Annotated in this window: 16 protein-coding genes; 13 read left to right on the plus strand and 3 right to left on the minus strand. The window is 75.5% G+C overall.

Going from position 1 to position 14,578, the window contains the following annotated elements; genetic code table 11:
• Positions 1 to 195 precede the first annotated feature (195 nt).
• The 8 genes from Q0848_RS16370 (at position 196) to Q0848_RS16405 (ending at position 6,373) form a co-directional block, all read left to right on the plus strand.
• Positions 196 to 1,047, plus strand: coding sequence for a DUF4397 domain-containing protein (locus tag Q0848_RS16370; RefSeq protein WP_299039445.1), 852 nt, complete (start codon positions 196 to 198; stop codon positions 1,045 to 1,047).
• Between the two features lie 252 nt (positions 1,048 to 1,299).
• Entirely contained in the window at positions 1,300 to 2,007 is a 708-nt protein-coding gene (locus Q0848_RS16375; protein ID WP_299039447.1) for a class F sortase, read from the plus strand.
• 105 nt (positions 2,008 to 2,112) lie between these two features.
• The gene (locus Q0848_RS16380) at positions 2,113 to 2,889 is read left to right on the plus strand and encodes an RNA polymerase sigma factor (RefSeq protein WP_299039449.1); all 777 of its coding nucleotides are present in this window, start codon (positions 2,113 to 2,115) and stop codon (positions 2,887 to 2,889) included.
• Complete coding sequence (locus tag Q0848_RS16385) at positions 2,879 to 3,685, plus strand: anti-sigma factor (protein WP_299039451.1); 807 nt, start codon at positions 2,879 to 2,881, stop codon at positions 3,683 to 3,685. Before Q0848_RS16380 ends, Q0848_RS16385 begins: the two co-directional genes overlap by 11 nt.
• Before the next feature lie 191 nt (positions 3,686 to 3,876).
• The gene (locus Q0848_RS16390; protein ID WP_299039453.1) at positions 3,877 to 4,566 is read left to right on the plus strand and encodes an NTP transferase domain-containing protein; all 690 of its coding nucleotides are present in this window, start codon (positions 3,877 to 3,879) and stop codon (positions 4,564 to 4,566) included.
• 246 nt (positions 4,567 to 4,812) lie between these two features.
• Complete coding sequence (locus tag Q0848_RS16395) at positions 4,813 to 5,643, plus strand: PRC and DUF2382 domain-containing protein (RefSeq protein WP_366146651.1); 831 nt, start codon at positions 4,813 to 4,815, stop codon at positions 5,641 to 5,643.
• A gap of 53 nt (positions 5,644 to 5,696) precedes the next feature.
• On the plus strand, positions 5,697 to 6,086 hold the full coding sequence (locus Q0848_RS16400; protein WP_299039572.1) for a DUF2382 domain-containing protein: 390 nt from the start codon (positions 5,697 to 5,699) through the stop codon (positions 6,084 to 6,086).
• A gap of 86 nt (positions 6,087 to 6,172) precedes the next feature.
• The gene (locus Q0848_RS16405) at positions 6,173 to 6,373 is read left to right on the plus strand and encodes a hypothetical protein (RefSeq protein WP_299039456.1); all 201 of its coding nucleotides are present in this window, start codon (positions 6,173 to 6,175) and stop codon (positions 6,371 to 6,373) included.
• 78 nt (positions 6,374 to 6,451) lie between these two features.
• Here the strand turns inward: Q0848_RS16405 and Q0848_RS16410 are convergent, their stop codons facing one another.
• Positions 6,452 to 6,964, minus strand: coding sequence for a hypothetical protein (locus Q0848_RS16410; protein WP_299039457.1), 513 nt, complete (start codon positions 6,962 to 6,964; stop codon positions 6,452 to 6,454).
• 196 nt (positions 6,965 to 7,160) lie between these two features.
• On the opposite strand from Q0848_RS16410, the gene Q0848_RS16415 reads away from it, so the two are divergent.
• Complete coding sequence (locus Q0848_RS16415; RefSeq protein ID WP_299039458.1) at positions 7,161 to 8,591, plus strand: GntP family permease; 1,431 nt, start codon at positions 7,161 to 7,163, stop codon at positions 8,589 to 8,591.
• A 27-nt stretch (positions 8,592 to 8,618) separates the two neighbouring features.
• Here the strand turns inward: Q0848_RS16415 and Q0848_RS16420 are convergent, their stop codons facing one another.
• Positions 8,619 to 8,900, minus strand: a complete 282-nt coding sequence (locus Q0848_RS16420) for a hypothetical protein (RefSeq protein WP_299039459.1) — start codon at positions 8,898 to 8,900, stop codon at positions 8,619 to 8,621.
• Positions 8,901 to 9,051: 151 nt separating this feature from the next.
• Between Q0848_RS16420 and Q0848_RS16425 the strand changes: the two genes are divergently transcribed.
• From Q0848_RS16425 to Q0848_RS16440, 4 genes are all read left to right on the plus strand, one after another.
• Positions 9,052 to 9,774 carry an L-ribulose-5-phosphate 4-epimerase gene (locus Q0848_RS16425; RefSeq protein WP_299039460.1) on the plus strand — a complete coding sequence of 241 codons (723 nt, stop codon included), beginning with the start codon at positions 9,052 to 9,054 and terminating at the stop codon, positions 9,772 to 9,774.
• Complete coding sequence (gene araA / locus Q0848_RS16430; protein WP_299039461.1) at positions 9,771 to 11,279, plus strand: L-arabinose isomerase; 1,509 nt, start codon at positions 9,771 to 9,773, stop codon at positions 11,277 to 11,279. Before Q0848_RS16425 ends, araA begins: the two co-directional genes overlap by 4 nt.
• A gap of 509 nt (positions 11,280 to 11,788) precedes the next feature.
• Complete coding sequence (locus Q0848_RS16435; protein WP_299039462.1) at positions 11,789 to 11,962, plus strand: CsbD family protein; 174 nt, start codon at positions 11,789 to 11,791, stop codon at positions 11,960 to 11,962.
• 226 nt (positions 11,963 to 12,188) lie between these two features.
• Positions 12,189 to 12,863, plus strand: coding sequence for a superoxide dismutase family protein (locus Q0848_RS16440; RefSeq protein WP_299039463.1), 675 nt, complete (start codon positions 12,189 to 12,191; stop codon positions 12,861 to 12,863).
• A 79-nt stretch (positions 12,864 to 12,942) separates the two neighbouring features.
• Here the strand turns inward: Q0848_RS16440 and Q0848_RS16445 are convergent, their stop codons facing one another.
• Positions 12,943 to 14,553: a xylulokinase gene (locus tag Q0848_RS16445; protein WP_299039465.1), complete on the minus strand. Its 1,611-nt coding sequence runs from the start codon at positions 14,551 to 14,553 to the stop codon at positions 12,943 to 12,945.
• Positions 14,554 to 14,578 lie beyond the last annotated feature (25 nt).

The following is a 14,578-nucleotide window of genomic DNA, read 5'->3' on the forward strand; positions in this document are numbered from 1 at the left end:
GCCACACCCCACCCGGAGGTTCTCCTTCGTTCAACCCGCCACGCCTGCTACCAACGTCCTGGCCGGATACATCTAGCGCGGTGCGGCCCGGAGCCGTGCATCCGGGGGGCGGGGTCGGTCGGAAGGCGTGGTGTCAGAGCCCGTCAGACCCTCCGCGGCGGTCAGCCGCCGGAGCCCCCGAGACAGGAGCCAGACATGAGCACCACCACCGGCACCACCCGCAGCCGCGCCCTCGCCGTCACCGCCGCAGGGGCGCTCGTCGCCCTCGGCGCCCTCCCGGCCGCGGCCTCCACCTCCGACGACGCCACGGCCACCGTCTCCGTGCTGCACGCCGTCCCGGACGTCCCCGTCGACGTCTACGCCAACGGCGAGCTGCTGATCGACGACTTCGAGCCCGGCACCCTCACCGACGCGCAGCAGCTGCCCGCCGGCGAGTACGACCTCGCGGTCTACCCGGCCGACACCGAGAGCATCGAGGGCGTCGACCCGGTCGTCAGCGCCGAGGGCGTCGGCGTGCCTGCGGGGCTGGACGTGACCGTCGTGGCGCACCTCTCCGAGTCCGGCGACCCGACCCTGACGCCCTTCGTCAACGACACCTCCGCGGTGCCGGCGGGCGAGGGCCGCGTCACGGTGCGGCACGTGGCCGCCGCGCCGGCCGTGGACGTGCTGGCGGGCGACGCCGTCGTCGTCGACGGGCTGGCGAGCCCGGGCGAGGAGTCGCTGACCACCGAGGCCGGCACCGTGAGCGCGTCGGTCAACCTCGCCGGCACGGACACCACGGTCATCGGCCCGGCTGACCTGACCGTCGCCGAGGGCGCCAGCACGATCGTCTACGCGTGGGGCTCGGCCGATGCCGGGAACCTGCAGCTGGCGGTCCAGACCGTCGACGGCATGGGGTCCGACCCGGCCGGCGTGCCCAGCGGGCTCGGCGACGCCTCGACTGGCTTCCCGGTGGGCCTCGGCGTGCTGACGGCGCTGGCCGCCGGCGGTGCGGTGCTCGCGTCCACCACCCTGGTGCGCCGCCGCAGCGCGGACCAGAGCGCCTGAGCCACCCCGCAGGGCAGCAGCCCTGCGGTGCAGCGCCGTCCGGCCCCGCTCCGGCGCGAGCGGGGCCGGACGGCTCCGGGCACCCGCCGGCTCCGGCCGGGCGGGCGCGCAGACCTGAGAGGAGGGCTGGTCGTGAGGCCCAGCAGCGACCCGGGAGCCGCGTCGTCCCGCCGGCACCCCGGCCGCGGAGACCCCGGCCGCGCAGACCCCAGCCGTCGACCGCCCACCGGCTCGTCCCGACGACGGGCGCTCGTGGCGCTCCTCGCCTGCCTGGCCGTGGCCGTCGGCACGCCGCTGGCGTGGACGGCGTCCAGGCCCCCTGCGGCGGTCGGGGACGGGGTGAGCGCCGCGCTCGCCGACCCCGCGCCCGACCTCGACGCCGCCCCCGCGACCCCGGCGCCGGAGGCCGCGGGCGAGGACGCGCAGCGGGCCCCCGCCGCCGTCCCCGCCATCCCCGCCGCCGCGGCCCGGGACGCCAGCCCGTCCGCGGTCGACACGCGGCGAGCCCCGGCGGCCTCCCCGCCGGTGGAGGTGCGGGTCCCCGCGATCGGGGCGGTCGCCCCGGTCGACGCCATGGGCGTGGACGCCGACGGCGCCATGGGCCTGCCCGACGACGTCGCGCGCACGTCCTGGTACCGGTGGGGAGCGGCTCCGGGCAGCGGAGCCGGCAGCGCGGTCATCGCCGGGCACGTGGCCTCCGCCACCGACGGCAGGGGCGTGCTGGCCGACCTGCCCGAGCTGGGGCTGGGCGACGCCGTCGAGGTCGTGACGGCCGACGGCTCGGTGCTCGAGTACCGCGTCGTGACGCGCGAGGCCGTCGTCAAGGAGGCGCTCCCCGTCGCCGAGCTGTTCGACGACGCCGGGCCCGAGCGCCTGGTCCTGGTCACCTGCGGCGGTCCCTACCTGCGCGACGTCGGCGCCCACCGGGACAACGTCGTCGTCGTCGCGGAGCCGCTCTGAGCGCCACCGCGGTCGCACGTCCTCGTCCTCGACGCCCCGCCGGCTCGCGCGCCGGCCGCCTCGCGCCGGCGTGCGGGAGCGGCACCCGTGACTACCGTCGCTGCCGTGGACGTCGAGGGCGAGCAGGGCGGGCGCACCCGCCCCGGTGCGCCCTCCGACGCGTCCGGTGGCGGGCCCCCGAGCCCCGAGGCGGCCGTGGCTGAGCCGACCCCCGTGCCCGGCGCGGCTCGCCCCCAGGGGGGCGGCCACGACGGGGACGCGCGCCGCGACGGGGAGACGACCGACCTGCAGGACGTCGAGCAGGACGACGCCGAGCCGGACGACGTCGAGCGGGACCGCCTGGTGGCCGCGGCCTTCGCCGAGGGCTCCGACGAGGGGCTCCGGGCCGCCTTCGCGCGCTGGGGCCCGCTCGTCCACGGCCTCGCGGCCCGCGCGCTGCGGGACGCCGAGGAGGCCGAGGACGTGACCCAGCAGGTCTTCGTGGCCGCCTGGCGGGGACGTGGCGGCTACCGCCCGGACGACGCCCCGCTCGGGGCGTGGCTCGTGGGCATCACCCGCCACAAGATCGCCGACGCCCACGCGGTGCGCGAGCGCCGCCGGCGCGTCGTCGAGCGCAGCGCGCAGGTGGTGCCGCGCGAGGCGGGGCCCGGCGCGGCGGACGGCCCGGTGGACGACCTCCTCGATCGGGTGGTCGTCGCCGAGCACGTGGCCGCGCTCGGCGAGCCGTCGCGGCAGATCGTCCAGATGGCGTTCTTCTCGGACCTCACGCACGTCCAGATCGCCGAGCAGCTCCGAATGCCGCTCGGCACGGTCAAGAGCCACATCCGGCGCGCCCTGCACCGGATGCGCGAGCAGATGGGGGGCGAGCGCGGTGCACGCTGACGACGACGCCCTCTGGGCGCTGGCGCGGGGGGAGGACGTCCCGCTGCGGGGCTCGTCCTCCGCGGGGGCGCACGTGGCCGGCTGCCCGCGGTGCACGGAGGAGCTGGCCGGCCGCCGGCGCGTCCTGGACGCCGCCCGCCGCCCGCCGCCCGCGGACCTGCCGCTGCGCCCGCACCCGCGCGTGCTCGAGGCGGTCCGCGCCGAGCTGGGGCTCACCGGCCCGCCCGCGAGGGCCGCACGCGGTCCCGAGGGCGGGCGCCGTGCCGCGGTCGCGGGGCTGCCCCTGCAGGCCGACGGCGCCCACGACGGCGAGGGGGCGCGCCGCGGCGGTCCGGGACGCCGGGGGGCGGCGCTGCTCGCGGCCCTCGTCGGCGTCGTCCTGGGCCTGGGCGCCGGGGCCGGGGCGGTGCGGCTCACCGGACCGGACCCGGAGGGAGCCCCGCCGCCCGCTGCCGCGGCCGTGGTCGTGGCGCGGGCGGTGCTCGAGCCGGTGGACGGCACCGGGGTCCGCGGCGCCGCGGTGCTGCGCGACGCGGGGGGCACCCAGGAGCTGGAGGTGGACGTCGACCGGGCCGACGCCCCGCCGGGCGGCTACCAGGAGGTCTGGCTGCTGGACGCGGCGAGCGGCGGCCTGCTGTCCCTCGGCGCGCTCGCCGACGGGCACGGCGTGTTCACCGTGCCCCCCGGGGCCCTGGGGGAGGGCCGTCAGGTGCAGGTCGACGTCTCCGAGGAGCCGCTCGACGGGCAGCCGACCCACTCCGGCGCCTCCCTCGCCCGCGGCCCGCTCGAGGGCTGAGGAGCCCGCCCCCGCCGGGGTCGTCCGGCGGGGCGCCGGGCGCGGCGGACGGCGTGCGGGACCCGTGCGGGAGGTCCGCGCGCACCGGCTCTTTGACGACGGGCTGTACAACTGCAGGGGAGGGGTGCCCGAGGGCGCCCGTCACCCGCGCCGCTGCGAGCGGCTCCGGAGACGACGACGTGGAGGTGGACATGAGCGTGAACGTGGTGATCCTGGCTGCGGGCATGGGGACCAGGCTGGGCCGGCCCCACCCGAAGCCGCTGACCGTGCTGCGCGACGGCAGGACGATCCTGCGCCAGCAGCTGGACCACATCAGCGGCACCTTCGCCGACGACGCGCGCGTGTCCATCGTCGTCGGCTTCAAGAAGCGCCGGCTGCTCGAGGCGGCCGCCTCCGAGGCGAGCTTCGTCTACAACGAGGAGTTCCAGCGCACCAACACCTCGAAGAGCCTGCTGCGGGCGCTGCGGATGGCGCCGCCCGGCGGCGTGCTGTGGATGAACGGCGACGTGGTGTTCCAGCCGGGCCTGCTCGACGCCCTGGTGCCCCGCATGGCCGAGGGCTCCTTCGTCGCGGTCAACACCGAGCGCGTCGCCGACGAGGAGGTCAAGTACCTGCTCGACGAGACGGGGCACGTCTGCGCCCTCTCGAAGCAGGTCGTCGGCGGCCTCGGCGAGGCCGTGGGCATCAACCACGTCAGCGCGCAGGACCGCGAGGTGCTCGTGCGGCACCTCGCCGCCGCCGGTGACCAGGACTACTTCGAGAAGGGCATCGAGGACGCCATCGCCCTCGAGGGCATGCGCGTGCGCGCCGTGGACATCTCGGAGTTCGGCGTCGTCGAGGTGGACTTCGCCGACGACCTGGAGCGCGCCAACGCGCTCTGACGGCTGCGCTGACGGGGCACTTCGGACATCACCCGGTCCGGGGGCCGCTTCAAGATGCGCGCGGGCTCAGATCCGCCATGCTCGTCGTCGCGGGAGGTCGAGGCCTCCCACGACCAGTCCGACGTCGACGGTGGCAGAAGACCGCGGGAACTCCCGGGGCTCGACCAGAGCCGCCAGGCCTCCAGCAACGGGGCCGCCGACGACACTCGCAGCACGGCTGCGAACTCACGAGGAGGCATTTTGCCCATCACCGAGAACCAGCTCTCCGCCCTCTACGACGCCACGGTCGTCTCCGAGGCCGACGGCAAGATCGGCAAGGTCGGCACCGTCTACCTCGACGACGACACGCAGCAGCCCAGCTGGGTCACCGTCAAGACGGGCCTGTTCGGCAGCGCCGAGTCCTTCGTGCCGCTGGCTGCCGCCAACCTGTCGGGCGACGAGGTCCGCGTGTCCTACAGCAAGGACAAGGTCAAGGACGCCCCCCGGATGGACACGGACAGCGAGCTGTCCCCCGCCGAGGAGGACGAGCTGTACCGCTACTACGGCCTCGGCCGTGGCGCCTCGACCGGCACGGAGACCGGCACGACCGGCACCGCTGCCGGCACGGCGGGCACCGCCGGCGTGCGCGGCGACCGCGACCCGGACGGCGACGGCCACATCGGCCGCGGGCACGACACCAGCGGCCCGAACACCGACGACGCCATGACCCGCTCCGAGGAGCGCGTCAACGTCGGCACGCAGCAGCGCGAGTCCGGGGTCGCCCGTCTCCGCAAGCACATCGTGACCGAGCGCGTCAGCCAGGAGGTCCCGGTCAGCCACGAGGAGGCCGTGGTCAACCGCGAGCCGATCACGGACGCCAACCGCGGCGACGCCCTCTCCGGTGGGGACCTCACCGAGGAGGAGCACGAGGTGACGCTGCACGAGGAGCGCGCCGTCGTGAACAAGGAGACCGTCCCGGTCGAGCGCGTGAGCCTCGGCACCCAGACGGTCCAGGAGACCGAGACCGTCTCCACGGACGCGCGTCGCGAGGAGATCGAGGTCGTCGAGGGCGACACGACTCGCGGCGACCGTCGCTGAGCACCACGGACGCTGACGCCGGTAGCCCCGGCGGCCGCTCCTCCGAGGCGGTCCTGACCGTCTCGGAGGAGCAGGCGTTCGCCCGCCGGCTGCGCGTGCCGGTGGAGCTCGTCCGCGTGGCCAAGCGCGTGCGCACCCAGACCGTCCGCGTCGAGGTGGACGTCGAGGTGCGCCGCGAGGAGCTCGTCGTGACGAGCGAGCCGGTCCCGGAGGAGATGGGTCGCCAGATGGCGGTCCTCGCCACCGACGACGACGACGACTCCGACCGCGAGATCGTCCTCGTGCTGTCGGAGGAGGTCCCCGTCGTGGGCGTGCAGGTGCAGCCGGTCGAGCGCGTGACCGTGCGCACCCACCGCATCGACGCGACCCAGCGCGTGGAGGTCGACCTCGCGCGCGAGGTCGTCGAGGTCGAGGGAGCCCGCGAGGCTCCCGGCCGGGCCTGACGACCAGGACCACCGCCGCCGCGCCCCGAGAGGGGCGCGTGGCACCCGCACTGCGAGCACCACCTGAGCACCACGAGGAGGACGACGTGCAGATCCCCAAGCAGCAGGTCATCGACTTCATCAAGAGCAAGGTCGGCGGCGACCAGGCCGACCAGGCCGACAAGGAGCTCCCGGACCAGGTCGACACCGACCGCGACTCCGGGCTCCTCCAGAAGTTCGGCGTCAACCCGCAGGACCTCCTCGGTGGAGGCGGCGGCGGCGGCATCGCCCTCAAGCTCGGCCTGTAGTCCCCCGCAGCACCTGACGAAGGACCCGGCGCTCGTGCGCCGGGTCCTTCGTCGCGTCCGGCTCCAGCCGGCGGAGGCTCAGCGGACGCCGGCGTCCATGCCCAGGCGCCCGGCGACGCGCCGCGCGACCTGGGCGGCGGTGAGGCCCGCGGTGTCCACGACGACGTCGGCGCGCACGAGCAGCCACTCACGGGCGCGCGCGTGCTCCTCGACCTCCCGCAGCCGGCGGGGCACCGCGACGCGCGCCTCCCGCACCCGGCGGCGCTGCTCCTCGTCGTCCGCGTCCAGCTCGACCAGCGCGGCGTCCAGCCCGGCCCGCAGCAGCGCGGCCTCCACGACCCCCCACACCCGGCGGTCGAGCACGGGCCGGGGGACGAGCAGGCGCTCGCTGCGCCAGGCCACGAGCTCGGCCGCCGCCGTCGCGAGCAGGGCGCGCCAGCCGGCTGAGCCCTCCAGCTCGGCGAGCGCTCCCGCGCCGGTGACGCCGTCCAGGGGGCCGGGGTCGACGACGCGCGCCCCGGGCAGCAGCGCCCAGAGCTCGTCGGCGACCTCCTCGGCCAGCCCGGGCGCACCCGTCAGCCACAGGACCACACCTCCAGGCTAGGCACGCTCCCCGCGGCCCGCCGCTCGGGACAGCGGCCACGACGGCACGCCCCACCACGGGCGGTCCGCGGCCTACGGTGTCGTCGGGGCGGTGGCGACGGCGCCGTCCCCGCCGCAGCCGGGGCCGCGACGTCCGCCACCACCGCGAGCGCTCGAGGCAGCCCACCACCACCGGGGGACCACCATGACGACGACGTCAGCACACCTCGCGGCCGCTCTGGCCGCAGCACCCGCCGAGCCGACCGGCTCGCCGGTCTTCCTGCTGACGGTGGCGGTCGTCGCCATCGTCGTGCTGCTCCTGCTGATCATCAAGGTCCGCCTGCACGCGTTCTTCGCCCTGACGATCGTGAGCGCCCTCACCGCCCTCGTGGCGGGCGTCCCCGTGGGTGAGCTCGTGACCACCCTGCAGGGCGCCCTCGGGGGCACGCTCGGGCAGGTGGCGCTGCTCATCGGCTTCGGGGCGGTGCTCGGCCGCCTCGTCGAGGTCTCGGGCGGGGCGAAGGTGCTGGCCGACACGCTGCTCGACCGCTTCGGGGAGCGCCACGCGCCCCTGGCGCTGTCCGTGGCGTCCCTGCTCTACGGGTTCCCGATCTTCCTCGACGCCGCCTTCATCGTCATGCTGCCGATCATCTACTCCGTCGCGCGGCGCCTCGGGGGCTCGCTCCTGGTGTACGCGCTCCCGGCGGCCGGCGCCTTCCTCACGATGCACGCCCTCGTGCCGCCGCACCCGGGGCCGGTGGCGGCCTCCGGGCTGCTGGGCGCCGACGTCGGGCTGGTCGTCGCCATCTCCCTGCTCGTCGGCATCCCCACCTGGTACGTGGCCGGCCACCGCCTGGGCCTCGTCCTGGCCCGGCGCACCCCGGCGGTGGCGGTCCCCGACCTGCTCGGCTCGGCGGACCCCGACAGCGACCTGCCCCGGCCCTCGTTCGGCGTTGTCCTGCTGGTCCTCCTGCTGCCGCTCGTCCTGATCTTCGCCAACACGGGGGCGTCGACCCTGGCCGAGGCGGGCGTCGTCGACGGCGACTCGGCGGTGGTCGACGTGCTGACCACGGTGGGCGCCACGCCGGTGGCGCTGCTGATCACGACGCTCCTGGCGATGCTCCTGCTCGTGGTGCTGCCCCACCGCGGGGAGGTGGGCGCCCGGCTCGAGGACCTCGTGGACGGCGCCTTCGCCCCGGTCGCCTCGATCATCCTCATCACCGGGGCCGGCGGGATGTTCGGCGGCGTGCTGACCGCCACCGGCATCGGCGCCGCGCTGGCGGACAGCCTGGACGCGCTCGGGCTCCCGGTCATCGTGGCCGGCTTCCTCATCGCGGTGGCGCTGCGCGTGGCGCAGGGGTCCGCGACCGTCGCGGGCACCACGGCGGCGGGCCTGCTCTCGCCCGCCGTCGCCGCCGATCCCTCGCTCACGGGCGTCGCGCTGGCCTGCGTGGTCGTCGGCACCGTGGCCGGCGCCATCACGTTCTCCCACGTCAACGACTCGGGGTTCTGGCTGGTGGGCCGCTTCCTCGGCCTGGACACGGCGACGACGCTGAAGACGTGGACGGTGCAGGCGACGGCCGTGGGCTTCATGGCCTTCGGCCTCGTGCTCGCGCTCTACGCCGTCGTCTCCTGAGCCGGTGGCGACGCGCGCCGGGCGGCCCTACCGGGCGGTGCGGCGCCGCGCCCCGGGCACGGGACGCGACCACCACGCGCGGGCGCGGCCCACGGTGAGGCGGGTGCCGACGAGGCCGGCGACGGCGAGGGCCGCGACCAGCTGCACCGCGAGCGCCGGCGCCGCGAGGGCGGCGAGCACGAGCGTCGCCGTCGAGGCGAGGACCATCACCGAGGCGCAGGTGGTCACGGGCCCGAGCGCCGGACCGCGCCGACCGCGCTGCTGGAGGTACATCTCGCCTCCCCTGGTCGAGGGCGCCGCGTGCGCCACCTGGGGCAACTCTGCGGGCGGGCGCGCCGCTCGGCAAGAGGAGCGCGTCCCGTCTCGGCCAGCGCGACGGCGGCGTTGGCGTGCGGCGTCCTGTGATCGCTAACATCACCGCCATCCCGCCGAGCGTCACCGCGACGAAGAGGAGCGACGCATGAGCGCACGACTCGAGCTCACCCCCGAGGTGCTCGGGCACATCGACCGGCTGAGGGGCGAGCTGGTCACCCTGCACGCCGAGCTGGTCCGCTACGGGCTGGTCGTCTGGACCGGGGGCAACGTCTCGGCCCGCGTGCCCGGCGCCGACCTGTTCCTCATCAAGCCGTCCGGCGTCTCCTACGACGACCTGACCCCCGAGTCGATGGTGCTCTGCACGCTCGACGGCGAGGCCGTGGACCCGTCCCGGTCGCCGTCGTCCGACACCGGCTCGCACGCCTACGTCTACCGGCACATGCCCGAGGTGGCCGGCCAGGTGCACACGCACTCCACCTACGCCTGCGCCTGGGCCGCGCGCGCCGAGGAGATCCCCTGCGTGCTCACGGCCATGGCCGACGAGTTCGGCGGGCCCATCCCGCTCGGGCCCTTCGCGCTCATCGGCGGCGAGGACATCGGGCGCGGTGTCGTGGAGACGCTGACGGGCCACCGCTCCAAGGCGGTGATCATGCAGAACCACGGCACCTTCACGATCGGCAAGGACGCCAAGAGCGCGGTCAAGGCCGCGGTCATGTGCGAGGACGTCGCCCGCTCGGTGCACATGGCCCGGGCGCTCGGCGAGTGCGTGCCGATCCCGCAGGAGGCGATCGACAGCCTGTACGACCGCTACCAGAACGTGTACGGCCAGCGTCCCAGCAGCTCCACCGACCAGGAGGTCACGGCATGAGGTCCGCGCTCGCCGAGAGGGAGGTCTGGTTCGTCACCGGCAGCCAGGGCCTCTACGGCCCCGAGACGCTCGAGCAGGTGGCTGAGCAGTCCCGCCGCGTCGCCGAGGAGCTCGACGCCTCCTCCGACGTCCCCGTCAAGGTCGTGTGGAAGCCGGTGCTCACCGACTCGGACTCGATCCGGCGGATGTGCCAGGACGCCTCCGCGAACGACCACTGCATCGGCCTCGTCGCGTGGATGCACACGTTCTCGCCGGCGCGCATGTGGATCGCCGGGCTCCAGGTGCTCGACGTCCCCCTGCTGCACCTGCACACCCAGGCCGACGCCGCCCTGCCGTGGGCGAGCCTCGACATGGACTTCATGAACCTCAACCAGGCCGCCCACGGCGACCGCGAGTTCGGGTACATCCAGTCGCGCCTCGGCGTCCCGCGCACCACCGTGGTCGGCCACGTCTCCGACCCGTCGGTGACCGCCCGCGTCGGCTCCTGGACCCGGGCGGCCGTCGGCCGGGCCGAGCTCCGCTCGCTGCACGTGGCCCGCTTCGGCGACACGATGCGCGACGTCGCCGTCACCGAGGGCGACAAGGTCGACGCGCAGGCCCGCCTCGGAGTCACCGTCAACGCCCACGGCGTCAACGCGCTCACGGCCTCGGTCGACGACGCCACCGAGGCGCAGGTGGACGCCCTCGCCGACGAGTACGAGGCGACCTACCGCGTGGCGCCCGAGCTGCGCCGCGGGGCCGACCGCCACGAGTCGCTCCGCGAGGCCGCGCGCATCGAGGTCGGGCTGCGCACCTTCCTCGAGGCCGGGGGCCAGCGCGCGTTCACCTCGAACTTCGAGGACCTCGGCTCGCTGCGCCAGCTGCCCGGCATCGCCGTCCAGCGGCTCATGGCCGAGGGCTACGGCTTCGCCGGCGAGGGCGACTGGAAGACGGCGACGCTCCTGCGCACCCTCAAGGCCATGGCCGAGGGGCTGCCGGGCGGGACGTCCTTCATGGAGGACTACACCTACGAGCTGCGCCCGGGGAAGCAGAAGATCCTCGGCGCGCACATGCTCGAGGTGTGCCCGTCCATCGCGGCGGACACCCCCTCGTGCGAGGTGCACCCGCTCGGCATCGGCGACCGCGAGGACCCGGTGCGGCTCGTCTTCGACTCCGTCCCCGGGCCCGCGGTCATCCTCGGGATGTCCGACATGGGGGACCGGTTCCGGCTCACGCTCAACGAGGTCGACGTCGTCGAGCCCGACGAGCCGCTGCCGAACCTGCCCGTCGCCCGCGCCGTCTGGGAGCCGAAGCCGGACCTGCGCACGTCGGCGGAGTGCTGGCTGCACGCCGGCGCGCCGCACCACACGGTGATGTCGTCCGCCCTGACGACGGACGCCGTCGCGGACCTCGCCGAGGCCCTCGGCGTCGAGCTCGCCGTCATCGACGCCGACACCCGGCCCCGCCGCTTCCGCGACGAGCTGCGCTGGAACGCCGTCTACCACCGGATGGCCATGGGCTTCTGAGCCCCGCCCGTCCTCGACGCCCCGTCCACCCGAGCGGTGGGCGGGGCGTCGTGCTCTCACGAGGAAGCCCGCACGGGAACCGCCTCTGTGCAGGTCTGGACGTCGAACCTCCACCCGCAGGCAGGGCGTCGAGGGAAACCGGTCAAGGGGGTCGTCGTGGCGGTCTGGTGCGCTCGGCGGTGGCAGTCCGAGGACTCCTCGACACCTCTCACGTCGTCGCCCCGGGGCGGTCTCGAGGAGCTGGCCGAGGCGGGCGTGCTCCGACGCAGGAGGGTCGACCGGGGCACCACGGCCTACCTCGCCGGCGAGGTCTTCGACCTGCTGGGGCACACCGAGCGGCGGCTCGCCAGCACGCAGTGGGACACCCGGCTGTCGCCACCGGTGCGCGCCGTCCCGGCGCGATCGGTGCGACCGCACCGCCGTGGTCGCCCGCTCGTCTCGACGCGCGGCAGCGCCGCACGGCTCGTAGCGTCGGCGGTGTACCCGCAGATCGAGACGCAGGAGGCGACATGTCCGGAGTCGACAAGGCGAAGAACGTGGTGCAGCAGACGGTCGGCAAGGCCGAGGAGGCCGTCGGCGAGAAGACCGACGACGCCGAGCTCACCGGCCAGGGCCAGAAGGACCAGTCGATGGGCGCCGCCCGTCAGCAGACGGAGAAGGCCAAGGACGCCACCGACCACTGACGGTCGCGGGGCGCGACGCGCTCCACCAGCGCCAACCGGGAGGGCCGGCACCCGCACACGGGTGCCGGCCCTCTCGGCGTCCGGCCCGGCCCGGTCGAGGAGCGTCGCGTCGCGCGATCGCCCCGGGGCGGTCCGGGCACGGCGGACGGCCCACCAGGACAGGTCCGGCTGCGCCCCGCAGACTCGGAGGGGTCCCGAAGATCCCGGTCTGCCCCTTGGAGCACCCATGCGTCGCGCACCCCTGGCCCTCACGGCCGGCCTGTCCCTGCTCCTCGTCGCCGCCTGCGGCGGTGAGGACGAGGCCTCGACGCCGGAGACGGACTACGCCGCCGGCAGCGAGCCGACCGAGACGGGCGGGTCGATGGAGGGCGCAGCCGGGGGCTCGGGCGCCGACCCGGGTGCGAGCGGCGAGGCCGCCGTGTCGACGACCTTCGTGGACCCGGCCGGGGAGGAGGTGGGGACCGTCGAGATGGACTCCACCCCCGAGGGGACGGTGGTCACCGTGACCGCGAGCGGCCTCGAGCCCGGCTTCCACGGGCTGCACGTGCACGGCGTCGGCCTGTGCGAGCCGGACAGCCAGAGCCCGGCCGACCCCGCCATGACGGGCGACTTCCTGTCCGCCGGCGGCCACCTCGGCGTCGACGAGGGCGACCACGGCTCGCACTCCGGAGACCTGCCGTCCCTGTACGTCACGGAGGCCGGGGAAGCGGAGATGATGTTCGTCACCGACGGCTTCACCGTCGACGACATCACCGACGCCGACGGCAGCGCCGTGATGGTGCACTCGGGCGCGGACAACTTCGCGAACGTCCCCGAGCGTTACGCCCCCGAGGGCCCCGACCAGGACACCCTGGACACCGGCGACTCGGGCACCCGGGTCGCCTGCGCCGTCGTCGACTGACCCGCGCCACCGCAGGTGCGCGCTGAGGGCGCGGCGGACCGCCCCCTCAGCGCGCCGCCCCGTCAGCGCCGGGTCGAGGTCAGTGCCCGGTCGAGGCGACCGCTGCCCGCTGCACCGGCAGGGCGGCGACGTACCGCTGCAGGAAGGCGTCGAAGCCCGCGACGTCGTCGGGGTCGGGCTCCACCGTGTCGATCCGCGCGCCGGCGAGGACCCGGTCGGCGAGGTAGTCGGTGAGGGACTGCCCGCCCCCACCGGCGGCGAAGGCGGCCAGCACCGCGGCGCCCCAGGCGCCGCCCTCGGAGGCGATGTCGCCCACGGAGACCGGGGTGGCGATGGCCGCGGCGAGGTGGCGCTGGGCGACGCCCTGCGTCTTGAACATGCCGCCGTGGGCGAACATCCCGTCCAGCCGGACCCCCTCGCCGGCCAGCACGTCCATGCCGATCTTCAGCGTCGCGAAGGCTGAGTACAGCTGCGTGCGCATGAAGGTGGCGAGGTCGAGCGGGTTGCCCGGCACGCGCAGGAAGAGCGGGCGGCCCTCGTCGAGCTCGGTGATGGGCTCGCCGGAGAGGTAGTTGTAGGCGAGCATCCCGCCGCCGTCGGGGGCCCCGTCCAGGGACGCCCGGAAGAGGGCCCCGAAGACCGTGGCGTCGTCGGCGGGAGCGCCGATCGCCGCGGCGAACTGCGCGAAGAGCCCCGCCCAGGCGTCGAGCTCGCTGGCGCCGTTGTTGCAGTGGACCATCGCCACGGGGTCGCCGGCGGGCGTGGTGACCAGGTCCAGCTCGGGGTGCACCTGGGCCAGCGGGCCCTCCAGCACGGCCATCGCGAAGATGCTCGTGCCCGCGCTGACGTTGCCGGTGCGGGGGGCCACCGAGCCCGTGGCGACCATGCCGGTGCCGGCGTCGCCCTCGGGCGGGCAGACGAGCGCACCCGGCTGCAGCGTCCCGCTCGGGTCGAGCAGGCGGGCGCCGTCCGCGGTGAGCTCGCCGGCGCGCTCGCCGGCCACCGCGACGCGCGGGAGCAGCTCGGTGAGGCGCAGCACGACGCCGTCGGGCAGGGCCTCGTCGACCAGGCGCTGCGTCGTCTCGAGCCGCGCGGCGTCGTAGCGCGGGCCGTCCGGGCCGGCCTCGATCGGGAAGACGCCGCTGGCGTCGCCGACCCCGAGCACGTGCTCACCCGTCAGCCGGCGGTGCACGTACCCGGCGAGGGTGGTGACGGCGGTGAGGCGGTCCAGGTGCTCCTCGCCGTCGAGGACGGCCTGGTACAGGTGCGCGATCGACCAGCGGTGGGGGACGTTGAAGTCCAGCGCCTCGCTGAGGCGCTCGACGGCCTGGCCGGTGCTCGTGTTGCGCCAGGTGCGGAAGGGCACCAGCAGCTCGCCGTCGGCGTCGAGCGCCAGGTAGCCGTGCATCATCGCCGAGACGCCCAGGGCGCCGATCTGCTCCAGCGGCACGCCGTGGCGCTCGCGCACGTCGGCCGCGACCTCGGCGACGCAGTTCTGCACGCCCGCCCAGACGTCGTCGACGGAGTAGGTCCACCGCTTGTCGACGAGCTGGTTCTCCCACGAGGAGCCGCCGGTGGCGAGCACCTCGTGGTCGGGGCCGACGAGGACCGCCTTGATGCGGGTCGAGCCGAGCTCGATGCCGAGCGCGGTCCGCCCCTCGGTGATCGCCTCTCGTGCCTCCGTCGCCATGGGTGCGCTCCTTCGCTCGTGCCGG

Source organism: uncultured Pseudokineococcus sp. (genome assembly GCF_947495735.1).
Taxonomy (GTDB): domain Bacteria; phylum Actinomycetota; class Actinomycetes; order Actinomycetales; family Quadrisphaeraceae; genus Pseudokineococcus.